The 19,899-nt window shown below is 60.3% G+C and carries 19 protein-coding genes and 1 pseudogene; 4 read left to right on the top strand and 16 right to left on the bottom strand.

Annotated features, from left to right (window positions below; all coding sequences use genetic code 11):
* Positions 1 to 10 precede the first annotated feature (10 nt).
* The 7 genes from IWX87_RS00715 to IWX87_RS00685 form a co-directional block, all read right to left on the bottom strand.
* Complete coding sequence (locus tag IWX87_RS00715; RefSeq protein WP_196861591.1) at positions 11 to 394, bottom strand: 6-carboxytetrahydropterin synthase; 384 nt, start codon at positions 392 to 394, stop codon at positions 11 to 13.
* Positions 391 to 1,026: a 7-carboxy-7-deazaguanine synthase gene (queE, locus tag IWX87_RS00710; RefSeq protein WP_196861590.1), complete on the bottom strand. Its 636-nt coding sequence runs from the start codon at positions 1,024 to 1,026 to the stop codon at positions 391 to 393. Before queE ends, IWX87_RS00715 begins: the two co-directional genes overlap by 4 nt.
* Before the next feature lie 18 nt (positions 1,027 to 1,044).
* Entirely contained in the window at positions 1,045 to 2,121 is a 1,077-nt protein-coding gene (locus tag IWX87_RS00705) for a BMP family ABC transporter substrate-binding protein (protein ID WP_196861589.1), read from the bottom strand.
* Positions 2,122 to 2,195: 74 nt separating this feature from the next.
* Entirely contained in the window at positions 2,196 to 3,467 is a 1,272-nt protein-coding gene (locus IWX87_RS00700) for a YbfB/YjiJ family MFS transporter (RefSeq protein ID WP_196861588.1), read from the bottom strand.
* Between the two features lie 102 nt (positions 3,468 to 3,569).
* A complete protein-coding gene (locus IWX87_RS00695) occupies positions 3,570 to 3,962 on the bottom strand; it encodes a response regulator (RefSeq protein ID WP_196861587.1) in 393 nt (130 codons plus the stop codon).
* Between the two features lie 2 nt (positions 3,963 to 3,964).
* A complete protein-coding gene (locus IWX87_RS00690; RefSeq protein ID WP_231374276.1) occupies positions 3,965 to 6,883 on the bottom strand; it encodes a PAS domain S-box protein in 2,919 nt (972 codons plus the stop codon).
* On the bottom strand, positions 6,876 to 7,244 hold the full coding sequence (locus IWX87_RS00685; protein WP_196861586.1) for an Hpt domain-containing protein: 369 nt from the start codon (positions 7,242 to 7,244) through the stop codon (positions 6,876 to 6,878). The genes IWX87_RS00690 and IWX87_RS00685 overlap by 8 nt, the downstream gene beginning before the upstream one ends.
* A 547-nt stretch (positions 7,245 to 7,791) precedes the next feature.
* Between IWX87_RS00685 and IWX87_RS00680 the strand changes: the two genes are divergently transcribed.
* From IWX87_RS00680 to IWX87_RS19975, 3 genes and pseudogenes are all read left to right on the top strand, one after another.
* A complete protein-coding gene (locus IWX87_RS00680) occupies positions 7,792 to 8,055 on the top strand; it encodes an IS3 family transposase (RefSeq protein ID WP_196861585.1) in 264 nt (87 codons plus the stop codon).
* Positions 8,056 to 8,082: 27 nt separating this feature from the next.
* Entirely contained in the window at positions 8,083 to 8,604 is a 522-nt protein-coding gene (locus IWX87_RS00675; RefSeq protein ID WP_196861584.1) for an IS3 family transposase, read from the top strand.
* 26 nt (positions 8,605 to 8,630) lie between these two features.
* A pseudogene (locus IWX87_RS19975) lies at positions 8,631 to 9,043 on the top strand (hypothetical protein); the annotation flags it as partial.
* A gap of 93 nt (positions 9,044 to 9,136) precedes the next feature.
* Here IWX87_RS19975 and IWX87_RS00665 read toward each other — a convergent pair.
* From IWX87_RS00665 to IWX87_RS00650, 4 genes are all read right to left on the bottom strand, one after another.
* On the bottom strand, positions 9,137 to 9,529 hold the full coding sequence (locus IWX87_RS00665; RefSeq protein WP_196861583.1) for a response regulator: 393 nt from the start codon (positions 9,527 to 9,529) through the stop codon (positions 9,137 to 9,139).
* Positions 9,530 to 9,531: 2 nt separating this feature from the next.
* Positions 9,532 to 11,931 carry an ATP-binding protein gene (locus IWX87_RS00660; RefSeq protein ID WP_196861582.1) on the bottom strand — a complete coding sequence of 800 codons (2,400 nt, stop codon included), beginning with the start codon at positions 11,929 to 11,931 and terminating at the stop codon, positions 9,532 to 9,534.
* A gap of 194 nt (positions 11,932 to 12,125) precedes the next feature.
* Positions 12,126 to 12,317, bottom strand: coding sequence for a hypothetical protein (locus IWX87_RS00655; RefSeq protein WP_196861581.1), 192 nt, complete (start codon positions 12,315 to 12,317; stop codon positions 12,126 to 12,128).
* The gene (locus IWX87_RS00650) at positions 12,310 to 12,678 is read right to left on the bottom strand and encodes an Hpt domain-containing protein (RefSeq protein WP_196861580.1); all 369 of its coding nucleotides are present in this window, start codon (positions 12,676 to 12,678) and stop codon (positions 12,310 to 12,312) included. The genes IWX87_RS00655 and IWX87_RS00650 overlap by 8 nt, the downstream gene beginning before the upstream one ends.
* A gap of 143 nt (positions 12,679 to 12,821) precedes the next feature.
* On the opposite strand from IWX87_RS00650, the gene IWX87_RS00645 reads away from it, so the two are divergent.
* The gene (locus IWX87_RS00645; RefSeq protein WP_196861579.1) at positions 12,822 to 13,634 is read left to right on the top strand and encodes a response regulator transcription factor; all 813 of its coding nucleotides are present in this window, start codon (positions 12,822 to 12,824) and stop codon (positions 13,632 to 13,634) included.
* Positions 13,635 to 13,691: 57 nt separating this feature from the next.
* Here IWX87_RS00645 and IWX87_RS00640 read toward each other — a convergent pair whose 3' ends face one another.
* The 5 genes from IWX87_RS00640 to IWX87_RS00620 all read right to left on the bottom strand — a co-directional run bounded on the left by IWX87_RS00640 (position 13,692) and on the right by IWX87_RS00620 (position 19,620).
* Positions 13,692 to 14,729: an adenosine deaminase gene (locus IWX87_RS00640; RefSeq protein ID WP_196861578.1), complete on the bottom strand. Its 1,038-nt coding sequence runs from the start codon at positions 14,727 to 14,729 to the stop codon at positions 13,692 to 13,694.
* A gap of 95 nt (positions 14,730 to 14,824) precedes the next feature.
* Positions 14,825 to 15,976 carry a BMP family ABC transporter substrate-binding protein gene (locus tag IWX87_RS00635; protein WP_196861577.1) on the bottom strand — a complete coding sequence of 384 codons (1,152 nt, stop codon included), beginning with the start codon at positions 15,974 to 15,976 and terminating at the stop codon, positions 14,825 to 14,827.
* A gap of 80 nt (positions 15,977 to 16,056) precedes the next feature.
* Positions 16,057 to 16,977, bottom strand: a complete 921-nt coding sequence (locus IWX87_RS00630; RefSeq protein ID WP_196861576.1) for an ABC transporter permease — start codon at positions 16,975 to 16,977, stop codon at positions 16,057 to 16,059.
* Complete coding sequence (locus IWX87_RS00625) at positions 16,977 to 18,059, bottom strand: ABC transporter permease (protein ID WP_196861575.1); 1,083 nt, start codon at positions 18,057 to 18,059, stop codon at positions 16,977 to 16,979. The genes IWX87_RS00630 and IWX87_RS00625 overlap by 1 nt, the downstream gene beginning before the upstream one ends.
* Positions 18,049 to 19,620, bottom strand: coding sequence for an ABC transporter ATP-binding protein (locus tag IWX87_RS00620; protein WP_196861574.1), 1,572 nt, complete (start codon positions 19,618 to 19,620; stop codon positions 18,049 to 18,051). Before IWX87_RS00620 ends, IWX87_RS00625 begins: the two co-directional genes overlap by 11 nt.
* Between the last annotated feature and the right edge of the window lie 279 nt (positions 19,621 to 19,899).

The raw sequence follows: 19,899 nt of genomic DNA, 5'->3' as shown, positions 1-19,899 counted from the left end.
CATTGCCCGACTACAGGGGCCGGGTCATGCGGCAGCCATCGCCCATCGAAACACGCCAGACCCGCACCGAAGTCAGTGACGGCAGCGCGGGCAGCAGCTTGCTGAAGATGAACTGGCACAGGTTTTCCAGCGTCGGCGGCCCCAGGCCCGCCACTTCGTCGAGCAGGTGGTGGTCAAGCTGCTCGCGCACCATTGCCAGCTCGTGCCGAACCACCCCCAGGTCGATCAACATGCCGGTGGCCGGATCGGGCTGGCCGGTCAAAAACACCTCGGCGTTGTAGGTATGGCCGTGGATACGCTTGCTGCTGGCGCTTTCAATCGCGCGTTCCAGCGTGTGTGCGGCGTCGAAATAGAAGGACTGGCTGATCTCGCACGATTTAGGAATACTGTTCATCGGATGCCTGTTATTTTGTGGGTCTGAATACTGAGCCGCCAAACGGGCCGGTCCAGGCAAATCTGGATGCAGGTCTGGGTGTTGCGCAGCCGCTGGAGATTATCCATCGGCTGCAGATAGCGGTAGGCAAAATTTGCCGCTTCCAGTTCGGCCCAGTCGAGGTCCGGCTGCGGCCAGACAACCTTCAGTTCGTGGCCTTCGCGCTGAATCCACGGCGCGCCGGCCTTGGGGCTGACGCAGATCCAGTCAATGCCGGGCGGCGCGGCAATCGTGCCGTTGGTTTCCACTGCGATCTCGAAACCGCGCGCATGCAGCGCCGCGATCAGCGCGGCATCAACCTGCAGCAATGGCTCGCCACCGGTCATGACGACGAAACGGTGCGCGCTGTCGCCGGCCGGCCACTGGGCTTGAATCTGGTCAGCCAGTGCGTCGGCGTTCCTGAACTTGCCGCCCAGCGTGCCGTCAGTGCCGACAAAGTCGGTGTCGCAAAACCGGCAGACGGCCGTAGCGCGGTCCTGCTCGCGGCCCGACCACAGGTTGCAACCGGCAAAACGGCAAAAAACGGCGGGCCGGCCTGCGTTGCTGCCCTCGCCCTGCAAGGTGTAGAAAATTTCCTTGATCTGGTAGCTCATGATGGTTCTGGGTGCCGGTTAGTTCAACTTGCCCTGAACGCCCTGCACCAGGAAATTCATGTTCAAAATCTGCGCGTCATTCAGCGTTTTGCCGGCGGCCAGCACTTCATGGCCCTGGTTGTCCAGCAGCGCCGCACGCGCCTTGAAAGGATGCAGCCGGCCAGCGGCAATGTCGCGTTGACGGGCCAGCACTTCGTCGGCCACCTTTTGGGACACCTTGGGGCCGAAACTGTCGACGCGGATCATGCCTTCCTTCACGCCGCCCCACAGCGCAGCGCTTTCCCAGCTGCCGCTCAGCACGGCCTGGGCACGGCGCGTGTAGTAGTCGCCCCACTGGTGTGTGACGGCCAGCACCTGCGCGTCAGGCGCGACCTGGCGCATGTCGGAATGGTAGGCAATTGCCAGCTTGCCGCGCTCTTGCGCCGCACGCATCACAGCGGTCGAGCCGGTATGAAACGCCATCACCTCGACACCCTGGTTGAACAGCGTCATGGCCGCTTCGCGTTCGCGCGGCGGGTCAAACCAGGCGCCCAGCCACACCACCTTGACGGTGGCCTTCGGATTGACCGAACGCATTCCCAGCGTGAAGGCATTGATGCCCTGGATCACCTCGGGAATCGCAAAACCCGCCACATAACCGGCGCTCGTGGCCAGCCGGCCGGCGGCAATACCGGCCAGGTAGCGGCCTTCGTAATAGCGCGCATTGGCCACCGCCACGTTGGGCGCGGTCGTGTAGCCGGTGATGGATTCGAACTTCACATCGGGAAAATCTTTGGCGACCTTGAGCGTGGGCTCCATGTAGCCAAAGCTGGGGGTAAATATCAGTTGGTTGCCCTGGCGGGCCAGGTCGCGGATCACGCGTTCGGCGTCGGCGCCCTCTGGGACGTTTTCAACAAAGGTGGTCTTGACCTGATCGCCCAGCGCAACCTCGACGGCCTTGCGTGCTTCGTCGTGCTGGTGCACCCAGCCGGCGTCGGTGACCGGCGTGACATAGACGAACCCGATTTTCAGCGGCTTGGGTGGCGTGGGTGCTTGTGAAAAAACAGGCGAAACAAAACAGGCAGCCACGAGCGTGGCAACGAGGTTTTTATACATGGTAGTCCTCTACATGGCCCCGGAAAAATGAAAACACCAGCGCGCCGGGACGGCACGCTGGTGAAGATGCGATTTTAGCGTGTTACTTCAAGGACCGGATAAACGCGCACCATCCAGGCGTACAGGACCGCCCCAATCAGCAAGGCACTGGCAGCAATCTCCAGCGACAGGGTGAAGCCTTCGCCGGTGGTGGTGCTGTTCCTGAGCAGCAACGCCACGAGCGGGGGGCCGGCAATCTGGCCGACACCATAGGCCGCCGTCAGCAGGCCGGTGAAACTCGATGCCGTGGCCGGGCGCAGGCGCCGCACTTCCTGCAGCGCAAAAAAGGTGATGGCGGTGAAGGGGATGCCCAGTAACAGGCTGCCGATGACGAAACCGGCCAGGCTCGGACTCCACAGGCTGGCAGCAATGCCCAGCGCCTGCAGCACATAGCAAACAGCCAGTCGCACGCGCAGGTCGCCGCCGTGCGGCAGGCGCGTGGCCAGCAACGCACCCAGCATGACACCCAGGCCGAAGATTGGCCAGAACAGGTCCAGCCAGGCCGATCCGGGCAGTGCGGCACGGGCAATCACCGGCAAAAAGGTGGCGGTGATGATGTAGCCAAAACCGGCCAGCCCATAAGCCAGCGTCAGTGCGGCCATTTCACCCGGACCATGACTTGCCGCCGCAGCGTGCGGCAGGTCGGCCGCCTGGACCCCCCGCGTGGCCAGCGCCATCAGGCGCTCGTCGCCACCGCGCAAAATCTTCCATACCGCGGCGGACAATGCAAATGCGAGTACCCCCAGAATCACCCAACCGCTGGCCGCCGTCCAGTGCAAGGCCACCATGCCGCTGGCCAGCAGGCCACTGACGACAATGCCCGCGCCAGGGCCGGCGTAGATGATGCCGCCCATGCTGGGTACGCCCAGCCGGGACAGGCGCGACAGGCACCAGCCGGAGGTATAGACGAACACCACCGCGCTGGTCATGCCAGCGGCAAAGCGCAGCACCGGCCAGAGCGCTGGAAAAGGCCATGCCATGGCCAGCGTCAGCGCACCGGTTGTCAGCAGGCCGACGCGCACGAGGGACGAAAAGGCCAGCGCCGGCAGCCAGCGCAAGCGTGCCCAGAGCCAGGGCTGCAACGTGCAGAAAATGGCGCCCAGCATGTAGCCCAGGTAATTGGCACTGGCCAGCCAGCTGGCGCCCGGCAGGTCAACTACACCATCGCTGAGCATCATCGGCAGGATGGGCGTGAAGGCAAACCGGCCGATGCCCATGGCAACTGCCAGCGACACCAGACCGGCCAAGGCAATGGGCCACGCGCCCGACGACGCTGCAAAAATTGGTTTTTTTGTCTCGGATGTCATGTCAGGAGTCTGAATTATTCGTTTGCGCTTGTTAAGCAAGCCCAGGACCCTACAAGCTGCGCGCAGGCCAGAAGCGGTTGCTTGTTACCGGTCAGGCCAGGGTCATTCTGAACGGCGCGCCGCCCATATCTGGCGTATCTGATCGGACAATTTCATCGGGTCGAAAGGTTTTGAAATCACCTCCAGCGCCCCCATGGCCTTGTAAAGCGCCACCTCGGCGGCCTGCACCTTGGCGGTCATGAAGATCACCGGCGTCTGCGCCGTGGCAGGCAGCAGGCGCAAGGCCTGCAAGGTGCTCGGCCCGTCCATGCCGGGCATCATCACATCGAGCAGCAGCAGGTCAGCCATGGCGTCAGGGGCCTTGCTCAGCGCCTCCTGGCCAGAAGCGCAGGCCACGACGGTAAATTTCCCCACGACCTCCAGCGCCATCTTGGCCACCAGACGAATGTCAGGCTGGTCTTCAACGTAAAGGATGCGACAAAGCGGTGAAGACATGGTCAATCTTGATTCTTGGGATAAATGAGCCCCGCATTCCCGGAATTTTCGGGGATCAGGAGGGCGCGCTGTATGGCATTGAGTAATTCGGTGTTGGACGTGTTGGACTTGACCAGCACGGCTTCAACCTGACTGCCTTGTGCAGGGTTTTTATCGCTGGCCGAAAACACGATTACCGGCGGCCTGAGGTTGAGCATGTCAATTTCTCTGAACAGGCTCCAGCCCGAATCCTCACCCAGCGCTAGATCCAGCAGAATCAGGTCAAAGGAGCTCTCGCGCAGCCGGACACGGGCCTCATTGAGCGTGGCCGAAAACTCAAGCACGGCAAGTTCCTGCACCACGGCGGCAACGACCCTCTGGATATCGGGATCGTCTTCCACATGCAAAATGCACGGCTTTTTGCGCCTGGAGCCCACCACAGCCCGGCGCACGCTCTGCACCAGCCGGCTTTCATCGATAGGTTTTTCAAGCCAGTCTGACACTGTGAGCAGCTTTTGATTGAATTGCAGGCGCCCTTCCTCCACCATAGCCAAGATCACCACGACTGGCAGGTGGCATGTGCGTTCATCGGCGCGTAAAGCGTTAATGAAGGAAGCGCCGCCTTTGTGCGTCAAGTCCACGGTCAGAGCCACGAAGCCGCCACGCAAGACGCGTTCCAGCGCCTGCGGCACGTCGTGCACCATTTCCGGGTTGAAACCCGCTTTTTCAAGCATTATGCTGATCAAACGCGCAACGTCCGGATTGCCCTCGCAAATCAGGATGCGTGGCCGCGCAGCGACAGGCTGAACATCGGCAGACGGCAGTTGCGCCTGCGGCCCCCGACTGCGCCATTCGGGAAGCTCGAAGAAAAACGTGGAACCTAAGCCCGTCGTGCTGACAAAGCCGATCTGACCACCCATCTTGTGGACCAAGGCCTGTGAAATATTGAGCCCCAGGCCGGTGCCGCCTTTTTCCCGGCTGTCGGACGCATCGGCTTGGGAGAACTTCTGGAAAATCCGGTCGCGAAAATCATCGGAAATGCCATGGCCACAGTCAACCACCTCCACGCGAACAACCTGCGCAACCTGCAGCACGTTCACCGTCACCGTGCCGTCAGGCGGTGAAAACTTCACCGCGTTGGACAACAGGTTGGTCACGACCTGCACCAGCCGGTCGCTGTCCACGCTTGCCTGCAGCGAAGCATCGGGCGCTTGCAGCACCAGCTTCACGCCATGCTGTTCGGCAAAGCCTTCATTCGCGGCCATGGCCTGCTGCACCAGTTGCGCCATATTGACGACTTTGAGTTCCAGCCGCATCTTGCCGGACTCGATTTTTTCGCTGTCCAGAATGTCGTTGATCAGGCGGATCAGGCGCTCGCAGTTTTTGTTCGCAATGTCCACCAGTGTTTTCACGGTATCGGGCAGTTCGCCCGCTACGCCGCCCAGCACCAGCCCCAGCGAACCCCGGATCGAGGTCAGTGGCGTGCGCAGTTCGTGGCTGACGGTCGAGATGAATTCGGTTTTCATGCGGTTGATTCGCTTGAGCTCGGTGATGTCTGCGCCCAGCGCGTAAAAACCGATGACCTGGTCTTGCTCCAGTCCTTCGCCATAACGCGGGAAATAGTGCATGGCGTAATCCCGGGAGTCGCCCTGCGGTGTGGTTTGAATGCGCTCATAGCGCACGGCATTGCCATGCAGCACATCTTCAACCTTGGCCTGCACGCGCTCGTAAGCCGATTGGCCAAGGACTTCAGCCATGGTGCGGCCAATGATCTGCTCGGATTTGAGGCCAAAAACCTCTTCATAAGCTTTATTGTGAAAGATGAATCGCTGCGCGCTGTCCACAGAGGCAATCAAGGCCGGAACCGCGTCGGTGATCTGGCGCAATTTTATTTCGCTTGCCCGCAGCGCCTTGGTGATCCGCTTGCTGTCGGTGATGTCGCGAAGCATTGCCGTGAACAGGCGACGGCCGCCAACCTGCACGTCGCCAAACGATACGCTGACCAGAATTTCGCGGCCGTCCTTGTGCACACTGCGCACTTCACGGTCAGCTATCCTGAAGGCCTCCGGGGAGGCGTTCAGCATCGCAGTAAACGCCTTGTAGTCGCGGCGCAGGTGCTCTGGCAGCAGATCGGAAACATCGCGGCCGATGAGTTCGTTTTTTTCATAGCCAAAAAGTTGCAGCGCTGCCGTATTGGCCTCCAGAACAATGTCATCCGCGCCCGTGGTGATCACGCCCTCGGCCATGCCCTCGGTCACGATCCGGCTCATGGCTTCGCTGTCGCGAAGCTGGGCCTCCCCCCGTTTGCGCTCTTCCTCGTAGTGCTTGACCATGTAGATAACCCAGGCGAGCATGGCGAGCAACAGCAGCCCTGCGGCAATGATGAATCGCTGGGCCCACTGGGCCCTGCGCTGGGCCATGGCTTGGGAGTTTTGCCACTCCAGGTTTTCCCGGTTTCGTGCGGCGTCCAGCAAATCGTCAGTACGCTGCCTGAGTTGCCGGCTGAGGTTGCTGATGAGAATGGCGGCGGCAGCTTCCTGTCCGCTGCTCTGCCGCACGGTAATTGACTGCAACGCCAGAGCCGTGCGCTGAGCCACCAGTTCGTCGAGGGCAGCTTGTTCGGGCAAGCGCGTTTTGCGCAGCCGGCCGATCGCGTCCTGTATGCCATCGCGCGCCTGGTCAATTTTCTGCCGATCTATTGGGTCGCCCGTCAGGAGGTACTGGCGGGTCGAAGTTTCGGCTGTCTTGATGCTGGAGGCTACCCGCTCCAGCAAGACCAGTGCCTCTTCGGTCTGGTCTCCGGTGCGTGCAGTTTCGATCAGCCGGTTGATCGTGACATATGAGGCCCCACCCAAGGTCGCCATCAAGACGATGGCGACACCAAGTGCCAGCTTGATTTTAAAAAGAAAAGCAGTAGAAGACATGACGGTCTCGTTAGGCATGGGGTCGAACTCTCTGAGTTCCGATTTCGCCAGGCAAGCTGCGCTGAAGCAATTCAATCGCCTGGCTTATTTGGGACTGTGTTCCTACAGTCAAGGCGCAGGCAGTGTCCAGCAGCGTAGTGATAGTCCGTTCCAGGTCACGCGCGGCGTTGCCGACTCCGGCAAAGCCGAAGGTGGCGCCGGACCCGGCCAGGCTGTGTGCGCAGCGCTCCAAGGTCGTCAGCGCTTCTACTGCACTGTCGCCGTTCAGCACTTGGTGCCAGAGCAACTCGATTTGCGCCAGTCGCTGGGGCAGTGCTGCGCGGTAATCAGCGCGCTGCAGCTCCACAAAGGCGGGAAAGGACGGATCGGTGATGCTCACGAAGCTGCAAATGACATGTTATTCCCCGAAATAAAGCTGACCCATCGTTGATCTTAAAATGAAATTATTAATGTCCAGCAAAAATTTAGTGGAATTGATACCAATCCTTTAAAAATACAGACTTCAATCGCCCCGGGTTTGAACTGACCCCCAGAAGTTGGACAAACCTCAAAGGGGTTTATGAGGAAGTACAAAACGGAGTTCAAGCTTCAGGTGCTGTCCCATCAGGACCGCAAACAACTTTCGAGCCGCCAGGTCGCGGCGGTCCATGACATCCGTAATCCCAACCAAGTCGTGGCCTGCAGACGCAATCTCGACCAATGCGACGTGGAGGCTCTCAACAGGCGCCCCAACATGAAACTAAAAAGACACTGCCCGGCGCCATCCGATACGATCGCTACCGATTCGGCGCAGGCCCTGCGCGAAGAGAACGAGGACTGCGCGCGGAGGTGGCGTACCTAAAAAAATTACAAGCCTTGATCCGGTCCAAGAGATCAGCTGCGCCAACAAAGCGCGCCTGATTACCGGGTTGAGGCATCACCATAAATTGGCCGATCTACTGCAGGCGGCAGGCTTGGCGCGCAGCACCTTCCATTACCAGTGCCAAGTGGCCCAGCGAGCCGACAAGCTCGGCGCCATGGAGCCCAGGATCCGCTCCGTCTATGACGAGCACAAGGGCCGCTACGGGTACAGACGAATCACGGCAGCGCTGTGCAGTTCAATGGCAGAACCCGTCAACCACAAGTTCGTGCAGCGTCTGATGCGGAAGATGCGACTGCGCGCGTTGATCCGTGCGAAAAAGCGTTCCTGACATGCCCCTGGCATTAACGATGCGCACGTGCCCAATGTTCTGCAGTGCGATTTCTGCGCGACTGCGCCAAACCAGAAGTGGGTGACCGATGTCACGGAGTTCAATGTGAACGGCCATGAGCTGTATTTGTCGGCCTGCATGGACTTTTACAGCGGCGAGATCAGCGCGCACCGCATGGCCAAGCGTCCCGTTTTCGAGCTGGTCTCCGGCATGCTGGAGGCGGCACTTTCGCGGTTGGGAGACACCAGTGCACTGACCGTGCACTCAGACCAAGGGTGGCATTACAAAATGCAGCCGTACCGGGCGATGCTTGCGCATCGCGGGGTGACACAAAGCATGAGCCGCAAAGGAAATTGCTTTGACAACGCGGTGATCGAAAGCTTCTTCGGCACCCTCAAAGCCGAATTTTTGCACCTTGCAGCGCTTGACAGCATTGAGATGCTCGAAGCAGGCGTGCATGATTGCATCCACTACTACAACCACGAGCGCATCAAGCTCAGGTTAAACGGACTCAGCCTGGTGGGATACCGGCTGAGAAACGCCGCCTGATTGGCGCATAGCAACCGTCCAGCTTCTCGGGGTCAGTTCAAACCCGGGGCGGTATAAGCAGCTTGCTGCACGGGCAGGAGAGAGATGTCTTCGCCGATGCAGGCTACCAGGGTCTCCACAAACGCCCGGATGCCAAGCACGATGTCACTTTGCATGTAGCGATGCGCCCGGCCAAGCGCAGAGCGCTGGACAAAGTAAACAAGCCCATTGATGCCTTGATTGACAAGGCCGAGCGCTGTTTGCGCTATCGAACCTGTGGATGGTGCGCCATCAATTACTGGCTGCGCAGAAATATGTGCGCCTGCAAACCGCAGAAGGGATTCAAAACGGCTGCAAACGCGGTGTAAAACGCACTCACAAGACCGACATCTCACGCCAACCGCGTCGAAATATGCACAATCGCATCTGGTCAGCGTTTTGCGCGCTGATTCCCGTTTGAAATCGAGTTGTTCAGAACATCCTTAAGCAAGCCCAGGACCCTACAAGCTGCGCGCAGGCCAGAAGCGGTTGCTTGTTACCGGTCAGGCCAGGGTCATTCTGAAGGGCGCGCCGCCCATATCTGGCGTATCTGATCGGACAATTTCATCGGGTCGAAAGGCTTTGAAATCACCTCCAGCGCCCCCATCGCCTTGTAAAGCGCCACCTCGGCGGCCTGCACCTTGGCGGTCATGAAGATCACCGGCGTCTGCGCCGTGGCAGGCAGCAGGCGCAAGGCCTGCAAGGTGCTCGGCCCGTCCATGCCGGGCATCATCACATCGAGCAGCAGCAGGTCAGCCATGGCGTCAGGGGCCTTGCTCAGCGCCTCCTGGCCAGAAGCGCAGGCCACGACGGTAAATTTCCCCACGACCTCCAGCGCCATCTTGGCCACCAGACGAATGTCAGGCTGGTCTTCAACATAAAGAATGCGGCAAAGCGGTAAGGACATGGTCAATCTTGATTCTTGGGGTAAATGCGCTCCGGCTTGCCAGAATTCCCGTAATGTTCAGGAATCAGGAGTGCGCGCTCAATCGCATGGAGCAATTCGGTGTTGGAGGTGTTGGACTTGACAAGGACCGCTTCAACCTGACTGCCTTGTTCCGGGTTTTTATCGCTGGCCGAAAACACGATTACCGGCGGCCTGGGCTTGAGTTTGTCGATGTCATCGAAGAGGCTCCAGCCCGAATCCTCCCCCAGCGCAAGGTCCAGCAGGATCAGGTCAAAGGAATTCTCGCGCAGACGGGCACGGGCTTCACCGAGCGTGGCCGAAAATTCGAACTCCGCGCTGTCCCGAACGATGGCGGCCACGATGCTCTGGATATCGGGATCGTCTTCCACATGCAGGATGCGCGGCTTGGGCCCCTTTGAACCAGCCACCGCACGGCATACGCTCTGCACCAGCCGGCTTTCGTCAATGGGTTTTTCAAGCCAGTCCGACACAGTCAGCAGTTTTTGATTGAATTGCAGGCACCCTTCCCCCGCCATGGCAGAGATCGCCACAACGGGCAGATGGCGTGTGCGTTCATCGCTGTGCAAGGCATTGATGAAGGAGGCACTGCCCGTGAGGTTCAGGTCCACGGTGATAGCCACAAAATTACCGCCCAGAACGCGGTCCTGGGCTTGTGGCGTGTCATGCACCATTTCCGAGCCAAACCCCGCTTTTTCCAGCATCATGCTGATCAGCAGTGCCACATCCGGATCGCTCTCGCAAATCAGGATGCGTGGCTGCCTGAGGGCGGAGGGGGCATCGGAAAAAAGCAGTTGCACTGCCGGTTCTGGAGTTTGCCATTCGGGAAGCTCGAAGAAAAACGTGGAACCCGCGCCAACCTCGCTACTAAAGCCGATCTGCCCACCCATTTTGTGGATGAGGGCCTGTGAAATATTGAGACCCAGGCCGGTGCCGCCTTTTTCCCGGCTGTCGGACGCATCGGCTTGCGAGAACTTCTGGAAAATCCGGTCGCGAAAATCATCGGGAATGCCGGTGCCGCAGTCAACCACCTCCACGCGGACACCCTGCGCAACCCGCAGCACGTTCACGGTCACCGTGCCATCAGGCGGTGAAAACTTCACCGCGTTGGACAACAGGTTGGTCAGGACCTGCACCAGCCGGTCGCTGTCCACGCTTGCCTGCAGCGAAGCATCGGGCGCTTGCAGCACCAGCTTTACGTCGTGCTGCTTGGCGAAGCCTTCATGGGCGAGCATGGCCTGCTGCGCCAGTTGCGCCATGTTGACGACGGTCAACTCCAGGCGCATCTTGCCGGACTCGATTTTTTCGCTGTCCAGGATGTCGTTGATCAGGCGGATCAGGCGCTCGCAGTTGTTGTTCGCAATTTCCACCAGGTTTTTGGCGGCTTCGGGCAATTCACCGGCGATCCCGGCGGCAATCAGCCCGAGTGAGCCGCGAATCGAGGTCAGCGGGGAACGCAATTCGTGGCTGACGGTTGAAATGAATTCGGTTTTCATGCGGTCAATCCGCTTGAGCTCTGTGATGTCGGCGCCCAGGGAAAAAAACCCGATGACATGGGTGGCGTCCGCGCCCTCGCCATAGCGCGGGAAATACTGCATGTCGTAAATCCTGTTCTCGCCTTTGCCGGTAATGTACGTTCGCTCGTAACGAACATGGCACCCACGCAGCACCTCCTCGGCCTTGTCATGGACAGGTCCATAGGCTTGCGGGCTGACCAGTTCGGCAATCGTTCGGCCATGAATCTGCTCAAAATCCATGTTCAAGAGCTCTTCATAGGCTTTGTTGTGAAAGATGAAGCGCTGGTCCCGGTCCCGGTAGGCAATCAGCGCAGGCACCGTGTCGGTAATCTGGCGCAACCGCGATTCGCTCTCTTTGGCTGCTTTGACGGCCTCGCCCAGTTCCTTGTTCGCCAGTTGATCCGATACAACCGCCGCCAGATCGCGCAATGCGTCGGCATCGTCCGAAGTAAATTGACGCGGGTTCTGGTCAATCAGGCACAGGGTGCCGACCCGGTAGCCTTTCGGCCCGTGCAAAGGTGTGCCGGCATAAAACCGGAAACCCAGGGGGCCCGTCACCAGCGGGTTGTCCGAAAAACGCGCATCAAGTTCGGCGTCTTCCACAACCAAAGGCGCATCGCTCAGAATCGCGTGGGCGCAAAACGAGATGTTCCGGGGCGCTTGCAGTACATCGAATCCCTGCCGTGACTTGAACCATAGCCGGTCATGGTCGATCAGCGACACCAGGGCGATGTTCACACCGAACAGACGCTGGGCAATGCGTGTGAGACGGTCGAAGCGTTCCTCGGGCAGCGTGTCGAGTACACATAAACCATGCAGTTCCGTGACACGGGCAAGCTCTTCTGGTGGTTTTTCAGATTCGATCATGGTTTTTTTAAACGTCTTGTTGGGGAACGCACAAATGCGGAAACGGCGTTCAGGCCTTTATCCAACTTTCGAGCGTGTCAGCAAAAATTTTCGAAATATGCATTCAGCCGGTCGAGATGACGCTCTTTGGCTCATGGCTTCGCTGTGGCGAAGCTGGGCCTCCACCTGTTTACGCTCTTCCTCGTAGTGCTTGACTATGTAGATAACCGCTCCAGCAAGACCAGTGCCTCTTCGGTCTGGTCTCCGATGCGTGCAGTTTCGATCAGCCGGTTGATCGTGACATATGAGGCCACACCCAAGGTCGCCATCAAGACGATGGCGACACCAAGTGCCAGCTTGATTTTAAAAAGAAAAGCAGTAGAAGACATGACGGTCTCGTTAGGCATGGGGTCGAACTTTCTGAGTTCCGATTTCGCCAGGCAAGCTGCGCTGAAGCAATTCAATCGCCTGGCTTATTTGGGACTGTGTTCCTACAGTCAAGGCGCAGGCAGTGTCCAGCAGCGTAGTGATAGTCCGTTCCAGGTCACGCGCGGCGTTGCCGACTCCGGCAAAGCCGAAGGTGGCGCCGGACCCGGCCAGGCTGTGTGCGCAGCGCTCCAAGGTCGTCAGCGCTTCTACTGCACTGTCGCCGTTCAGCACTTGGTGCCAGAGCAACTCAATTTGCGCCAGTCGCTGGGGCAGTGCTGCGCGGTAATCAGCGCGCTGCAGCTCCACAAAGGCGGGAAAGGACGGATCGGTGATGCTCACGAAGCTGCGAATGACATGTTATTCCCCGAAATAAAGCTGACCCATCGTTGATCTTAAAATGAAATTATTAATGTCCAGCAAAAATTTAGTGGAATTGATACCAATCCTTTAAAAATACAGACTCGCCAACAATGCCAGCAATTATGCAAAACCATGAAAGTTATGCACTTACCGAAAAAGGTCAAAAGGAACTGCGCGACAACGCCACGACGTTGTTGCCTGCCCAAATCGAACTGCTGGTCAGGATCGACGGCGCGCTGACTTTTGCGGAAATCAAGGCAGGCATGCCTGAGATTTCCAGTGAGGCCTTCACAGCGACCTTCAAGGAACTCCTGGACCAGTGCTTGCTGGCGGTGGCAGAGGTCGATCCCTTCGCCGCACAATTCCAGGGCAATATGGACAAGCTGGCCTTGTTCGGGGCCGAAGCCGAAGCCGATTCGGGTGCCCGTTCGCTCAGGAGAAGCGGCTACTATGTAGGCATTGCCCGCAAGCGTGGCCCCGCCCGAACGCTGGCACTTGGCGAGGTGCTGACAGCCATCGTGGTGGAGGACGAGCCAATGCTCGCCAAATTCATCCAGAGTTATTTGTCATTTGAAGGCTTTCAGGTCCGGCTGGCTGGCAACCGGGTAGAAGTCATTGCCGAGTTCCGCAAGCCCCCCGTGCCCGATCTGATACTTCTGGACGTGATGCTGCCCGATGCCGATGGCTTTGACATATTGCTCAGGCTGCGTCAGCACCCTGCGCTGAAAAACGTTCCCGTCATCATGCTCACTGGAAAGTCAACGCGCCAAGCCGTAATCAAAGGTTTGGCTGGGGGAGCGGACGGCTACATAACCAAACCTTTCGAAGCCGACGCCCTGATGCGCGCGGTCAGGACAGTAATCGGATTGCCACAAGAACCTGCTTTAGCCCGCATACCCCAAGATCCTTGGGTCAACCGGGATGCTAAACCCTGACGCTGGCAGCTTTACGCGGCATCTGCCAGCCCATCAGCCCAGACTGTTGAGCCGATGTCAAAAAGCTTCTAAAAACGCACTCAGCCGGTCGGAGTGCCGGCGCTTTTCCGCATCTTCCAGGAAGCTTGCTTCAAAACTGTTACTTGCGAGCATGTAGGCATGCTGACTGGTGAGTTCGCCAGCGGCAAAGGTCTGCGTGAAGTTTTCGTTGATATAACCGCCAAAATAGGCCGGATCGTCGGAATTGACGGTGGCCGCCAGCCCGGCGTCGAGCAGCTGGCGCAGGTTGTGGCTCGCCAGGTCGGGGAACACGCAAAGCTTGAGGTTGGACAGCGGGCAGACGGTCAGCGCGATGCGGTCTTGGGCCAGGCGCTGCATCAGCGCCGCGTCCTTGCTCGACTGCACGCCATGGTCGATGCGCTCGACTTTCAGCACATCGAGCGCCGTCCAGACATAGGCCGGCGGTCCTTCCTCGCCGGCATGCGCCACCAGGTGAAAGCCCAGTTCGCGGCAGCGCGCGAACACGCGGGCAAACTTTTCTGGCGGATTGCCGACTTCGCCGGAATCCAGGCCGATGCCGATAATCTTGTCACGGTAAGGCAGCGCCTGCTCCAGCGTTTCAAAGGCCTCTTTTTCACTCAAATGGCGCAGGAAACACATGATGAGCAAGGCGCTGACGCCGAATTCGGCCTGCGCATCGACGCAGGCGCGGTGCAGGCCGTTGATCACGGTTTCCATGCTGACACCGCGCGCCGTGTGCGTTTGCGGGTCGAAAAACAACTCGGTATGCACCACGTTGTCTTCGGCTGCCCTGGCGAAATAGGCCATCGCCATGTCATGGAAATCCTGCTCGGTGATCAGCACGCTGGCGCCGGCGTAATAGATGTCCAGAAAGCTCTGCAGGTTGGTGAAGGCATAGGCGCTGCGCAGTTCTTCCACGCTGGCATAGGGAAGCGCTACGGCGTTGCGCTGGGCCAGCGCAAAAATCAATTCAGGCTCCAGCGAGCCTTCGATGTGGATGTGCAGTTCGGCCTTGGGCATTTGCCTGAGCAGCTCGCTCAAGCGGTCGGCGGCTACGGGTTTGACAAGCTTCATGGCAACTCCAAAAAAAGAAAAAGCTGCCCGAGGGCAGCCAGCAAGTATCTCTTTTTTTTACCGCCGCCCCTTTTGAGAGGGGCGCCGGCCCGGCATCAACCGCCCGGAACTTTGCCTTCAACGCCCTTGACGTAGGTCTTCAGGCCACCCAGGAACTTGTCGTCGGCGACCACATCCTTGGCCAGCAACTCCTTACCGGTGTTGTCCATGATCGGGCCTTTCCAGATGGCAAAGCTGCCATCCTTCAAGCCAGCCTTGACTTCGTCGATGCGCTTTTTCGTGTCGTCGGGCACATCGGCAGCGATGGACACCAGGTCAATCGCGCCTTCCTTCACGCCCCACCAGGCCGACGTGCCGCCGGTCCACTTGCCGTCAAGCGCCTCGCCCACGGACTTGATGTAGTAAGGCGCCCAGTTGATCACGGCCGAGGCCAGATGGGCTTTCGGGCCGTAGGCGGTCATGTCGGAATCCCAGCCAAAGGCACGCTTGCCCATCTTTTCGGCGGTCTGCAGCACGGCCGAGGAGTCGGTGTTCTGGAACAGCACGTCGGCGCCGCCGTTGATCAGCGCCGTAGCGGCTTCGGTTTCTTTCGGCGGGTTGAACCATTCGTTGACCCAGACCACCTTGGTCTTGATGGCCGGGTTGACCGACTGCGCGCCCAGCGTGAAGCTGTTGATGTTGCGCACGACCTCGGGAATCGGCACCGAGCCGACCACGCCCAGCGTGCCGGTCTTGCTCATCTTGCCGGCGATCACACCGGCCAGGTAAGCACCTTCGTAGGTGCGGCTGTCGTAGGTGCGCAGGTTGGGGGCGGTTTTGTAGCCGGTGGCATGCTCGAACTTGACATCCTTCAGATCGGCGGCGACCTTGAGCATCGGCTCCATGTAGCCGAAGGTGGTGCCGAAGATCAGCTGTGCGCCCTGCCCGGCCATGTCGCGGATGACGCGTTCGGCGTCGGCCGACTCGGGAACTTTTTCGACAAAACTGGTGACGACCTTGTCGCCGAATTCCTTTTCAACCGCCTTGCGTGCATTGTCATGGGCGAAGCTCCAGCCGCCGTCGCCCACCGGGCCGACATAGGCAAACGCAACTTTCAGGGGTTCGGCCTTGGCCGGGGTAGCGGCCACCGGTACAGGCGCAGGTACGGGCGCTGCCGCCTCTTTTTTGCCGCAACCCATCAGGGCGGCGGCGGCCACTGCCGAGAGGGCCGCCAGCTTGAGCAGGGAACGTTTTTGCAGGTCTGTCATGTCATGTCGCTTTCATTCAAGGGTCAAAAAAAATCGATCGAGCCAAAGCTGGGAAAGCGCCATTATCGGGCGCGAAAATCTCACGCGCCGGGGTGGAAAGGCTTGCCAATGGAGGTCGGCATGTTGATGCGTATCCACAGCGGATTGCGTGAAATCAGCACCAGCACCACGATGGTCGCCAGGTAAGGCAGCATCGACAGGAACTGGGGCGGGACATCCACGCCCAGCCCCTGCAAATGGAACTGCAGCATGGTCACGCCGCCGAACAGGTAAGCACCAAGCAAGACCCGCGCCGGTCGCCAGGTGGCGAAGGTGGTCAGGGCCAGCGCAATCCAGCCCTTGCCGGCAATCAGGCCCTCGACCCACAATGGCGTGTAGACCACCGACACATAGGCGCCCGCCAGCCCGCACAGCGCGCCGCCCGCCACCACGGCGGCCAGGCGGATGCGCCGCACCGGGTAGCCCAGCGCATGCGCCGACTCCGGGCTTTCGCCGACCGAGCGCAGCACCAGGCCAGTGCGTGTGCGGTACAAAAACCAGATCAGCCCGGCCGTGATGGCCATGGCGATGTACACCATCGGATGCTGGCGAAACAGCGCCATGCCGATGAAAGGAATGTCGGCCAGGTAGGGAATCGGGTACGTCGCCTGTTCGGGCAGCTTTTCCTGCACGTAGTTGATGCCGGCAAATGCCGAAAAACCGCCGCCAAACAGTGTCAGCGCCAGCCCGGTGGCGTACTGGTTGGTGTTCAGCCAGATCACCAGCCCGCCGAAAATGGCCGCCAGAAAAGCCCCGGCGGCCATGCCGGCGGCAAACCCCAGCCAGGTGTTGCCAGTGTGCACCACCGTGGCAAAGCCGGCGATGGCGGCGCACAGCATCATGCCCTCGGCACCGAGGTTGACGATGCCGGCTTTTTCGTTGATCAAAAGGCCGAGCGAAGCTATCGCCAGCACGGTGCCGGCGCTCAAAGCCGAGGCCAGCAGCAAGGCGGTGGAATCCATCAGCGGGCTCCTTGGGCGGAAAGGGGAAGCGGCCGGGACAAGCGAAGGCGATAGGCAATCAAGGTGTCGCAGGCCAGCAGGTTGAACAGCAGCAGGCCCTGGAACACACCCGTGATTGACTTGGGCAGCCCCAAACGCGACTGCGCGAGTTCACCGCCGATGTAGAACATGCTCATCAGCAACGCCGAAAACACCACGCCAACCGGATGCAGCCGGCCGACAAACGCCACGATGATGGCGGCAAAACCGTAGCCCGCCGGCACGTAAGGCGTGAGCTGGCCAATCGGCCCGGCCACTTCCAGCGCACCGGCCAGCCCGGCCGCGCCGCCCGAGATCAGCAGCGCCACCCACAGCGCGCGGCGCGACGAAAACCCGGCGTAGCGCGCCGCCGCGGGCGCCAGGCCGCTGACTTCCTGTGCAAAGCCGGCGTAGGTGCGGTAGAGGTAAAGCCACAAGGCGCCCACGCCGACCAGCGCCAGCACGATGCCGATGGTCACGCGCGAGCCGGCCATCAGCCGGGGAATCTGCGTGACCGCGTCAAACGTCCGGGTCTGTGGAAAGTTGTAGCCGTTCGGGTCTTTCCACGGGCCGAACACCATGTAGTTCAGAGTCAAGCCGGCCACGTAGACCAGCATCAGGCTGACCAGGATTTCATTGGCATTGAAGCGGTCGCGCAAAAAGGCGGTGATGCCGGCCCAGGCCATGCCGCCCAGCACACCCGCCAGCAAGAGGGCCGGAATGATCCATGGTCCGGTGGTCTTGTCGGCCAGCAGCGCGACGCCGCCCGCCGCCAGCGCGCCCATCACGAACTGCCCTTCGGCGCCAATGTTCCAGACGTTCGAGCGAAAGCACACCGCCAGCCCGAGCGCGATGATGAGCAGCGGCGTGGCCTTGACCAGCAGCTCGCCAATCGCATACGGCGACCTGACGGGTTCCCAGAAAAACACCTGCAGGCCCTTGACCGGGTCCTTGCCCAGCGCCAGAAACAGAGCGATGCCGATGGCCACGGTCAGCAGCAGCGCCAGAACCGGCGAGGCGTAGCTCCAGAACGACGACGGCTGGGGCCGGATTTCAAGCAGCATGCTGCGCTCCCTCCAGTGAAGCGGCTGCGGGCGCCCACAGGCCGCTCATCCACAGCCCGACCTTTTCCACCGTGGCGTCAGCGCGCGGCAGCGAAGGCGAGAGCTGGCCCTTGGCCATGACGTACAGCCGGTCGCAGATTTCAAACAGTTCGTCCAGCTCTTCACTGACCACCAGCACGGCGCAACCGGCACCCGCCAGCTTGAGCAGCTCGCCGCGAATCTGCGAGGCAGCGCCGACATCGACGCCCCAGGTCGGCTGCGACACGATCAGCAGCGCCGGACCGGCATCCATTTCACGGCCCATGATGAATTTTTGCAGGTTGCCGCCCGACAGCGACTTGGCCGCCGCCTGCGGTCCGCCGCACTTGACCTTGTAACGCGCAATGATCTGCCGGGCCTGCGCCTGCAGCACGCCGCCGCTCAGCCAGCCGCCCGCCCCCACGGCTTCCTTGCGGGTCAGCAACAGGTTGCGCGCCAGCGACAGCGAAGGGACCGCACCGCGGCCCAGCCGCTCTTCGGGCACGAAATGCAGGCCCAGCCGACGCCGCCGCGCCGGGCTCATCTTGCCGGCGCCCTGGCCCTTGACGGTGATGGCTCCGGCGTCTGCCCGCGTGTCTTCGCCCGACAAGGCGTAGAGCAATTCCTTCTGCCCGTTGCCCGACACGCCGGCGATGCCGACCACTTCGCCGGCCCGCACCTGCAGCGCGACCTGACACAAATCCACGCCGAACTGGTCGTCCTTTGCCAGATCAAGCTGCTTTACCTCCAGCACGATGGCGCCGGTTTTCACGGCACGCTGCTCCAGCGCCGGCGGCTCGGCGCCAATCATCAGGCGGCTCAGCGACGCGTTCGATTCTTCGCGCGGATCGCACTCGCCGGACACCTTGCCGCCGCGCAACACGGTGCAGGCGGTGCACAGCGCACGGATTTCGTGCAGCTTGTGGCTGATGTACAAAATGCTGCAACCTTCGGCGGCCAGCGTGCGCAGGGTGACGAACAGGTTTTCAACCGCCTGCGGCGTGAGCACCGACGTGGGTTCGTCCAGGATCAGGAGCTTCGGATTCGTCAGCAGCGCACGCACAATCTCGACGCGCTGGCGCTCGCCGACGCTCAGCGTGTGCACCGGCCGCGTCGGGTCCAGTTGCAAGCCGTAAGCCTGGGTGGTTTCCAGGATGCGCTGCGACACCCCAGCCAGGCTCAAATGCTTGCCCAGCCCCAGCCAGACGTTTTCAGCCACGGTGAGCGTGTCGAACAAACTGAAATGCTGGAACACCATGCTGATGCCCAGCGCCCGTGCTTCCTGCGGATTGCGCACCAATACCGTCTGCCCGTCGATGGCCATGCTGCCAGCGTCGGGCTTAACCGAACCGTAGATGATCTTCATCAGCGTGGACTTGCCGGCGCCGTTTTCGCCCAGCACGGCGTGGATCTGGCCGGGCAGGACGCTGAGCGCAATATCGCTGTTGGCGACCACGCCGGGGTAGCTTTTGCTGATGCCGGCCAGCTGCAGCCGGGGCGGTGCACCGGTGGCGCTTTCAGTCAAGGTTGATAGAGCAGTCATGGGGTTGTCGGGGTAATCTGGGTTAGCCGGATATGCTTAAATGTCTTTTTTTGAGCTTTTCAGGCTCTTGGCGCATACAGGACGGGCGCAGGCAGCTATTATTTTAAGAGCACATCAGTTGCCGTTAAATTTCATTAACCGGTGCAGCACCATGGTTGCCTGGCATTCATGCACCCAGCCTGTCAGCATGGCTTTTTGCAAATTTGATGCCAATACGAAAAGGCACGAATTCCAGCGTGCCGAATGCCCATGCCTGTCCCTCCCGGCGGGTGATGTGAA

Source organism: Polaromonas sp. CG_9.7 (assembly GCF_015752205.1).
In the GTDB taxonomy this organism is placed as follows: domain Bacteria; phylum Pseudomonadota; class Gammaproteobacteria; order Burkholderiales; family Burkholderiaceae_C; genus Polaromonas.
The sequence above is the reverse complement of the archived record's forward strand: the minus strand, read 5'-3'. Positions and strand labels throughout refer to the sequence as shown.

What these genes read in the sequence shown, in the direction of transcription:
- IWX87_RS00660 (WP_196861582.1), bottom strand. Translation starts at nt 11,931, where the DNA reads ATGATCGAATCTGAAAAACCACCAGAAGAGCTTGCCCGTGTCACGGAA.
- IWX87_RS00630 (WP_196861576.1), bottom strand. Translation starts at nt 16,977, where the DNA reads ATGGATTCCACCGCCTTGCTGCTGGCCTCGGCTTTGAGCGCCGGCACC.
- IWX87_RS00620 (WP_196861574.1), bottom strand. Translation starts at nt 19,620, where the DNA reads ATGACTGCTCTATCAACCTTGACTGAAAGCGCCACCGGTGCACCGCCC.
- IWX87_RS00655 (WP_196861581.1), bottom strand. Translation starts at nt 12,317, where the DNA reads ATGCCTAACGAGACCGTCATGTCTTCTACTGCTTTTCTTTTTAAAATC.
- queE (WP_196861590.1), bottom strand. Translation starts at nt 1,026, where the DNA reads ATGAGCTACCAGATCAAGGAAATTTTCTACACCTTGCAGGGCGAGGGC.
- IWX87_RS00635 (WP_196861577.1), bottom strand. Translation starts at nt 15,976, where the DNA reads ATGACAGACCTGCAAAAACGTTCCCTGCTCAAGCTGGCGGCCCTCTCG.
- IWX87_RS00640 (WP_196861578.1), bottom strand. Translation starts at nt 14,729, where the DNA reads ATGAAGCTTGTCAAACCCGTAGCCGCCGACCGCTTGAGCGAGCTGCTC.
- IWX87_RS00695 (WP_196861587.1), bottom strand. Translation starts at nt 3,962, where the DNA reads ATGTCTTCACCGCTTTGTCGCATCCTTTACGTTGAAGACCAGCCTGAC.
- IWX87_RS00625 (WP_196861575.1), bottom strand. Translation starts at nt 18,059, where the DNA reads ATGCTGCTTGAAATCCGGCCCCAGCCGTCGTCGTTCTGGAGCTACGCC.
- IWX87_RS00665 (WP_196861583.1), bottom strand. Translation starts at nt 9,529, where the DNA reads ATGTCCTTACCGCTTTGCCGCATTCTTTATGTTGAAGACCAGCCTGAC.
- IWX87_RS00690 (WP_231374276.1), bottom strand. Translation starts at nt 6,883, where the DNA reads ATGCCTAACGAGACCGTCATGTCTTCTACTGCTTTTCTTTTTAAAATC.
- IWX87_RS00715 (WP_196861591.1), bottom strand. Translation starts at nt 394, where the DNA reads ATGAACAGTATTCCTAAATCGTGCGAGATCAGCCAGTCCTTCTATTTC.
- IWX87_RS00705 (WP_196861589.1), bottom strand. Translation starts at nt 2,121, where the DNA reads ATGTATAAAAACCTCGTTGCCACGCTCGTGGCTGCCTGTTTTGTTTCG.
- IWX87_RS00645 (WP_196861579.1), top strand. Translation starts at nt 12,822, where the DNA reads ATGCAAAACCATGAAAGTTATGCACTTACCGAAAAAGGTCAAAAGGAA.
- IWX87_RS00700 (WP_196861588.1), bottom strand. Translation starts at nt 3,467, where the DNA reads ATGACATCCGAGACAAAAAAACCAATTTTTGCAGCGTCGTCGGGCGCG.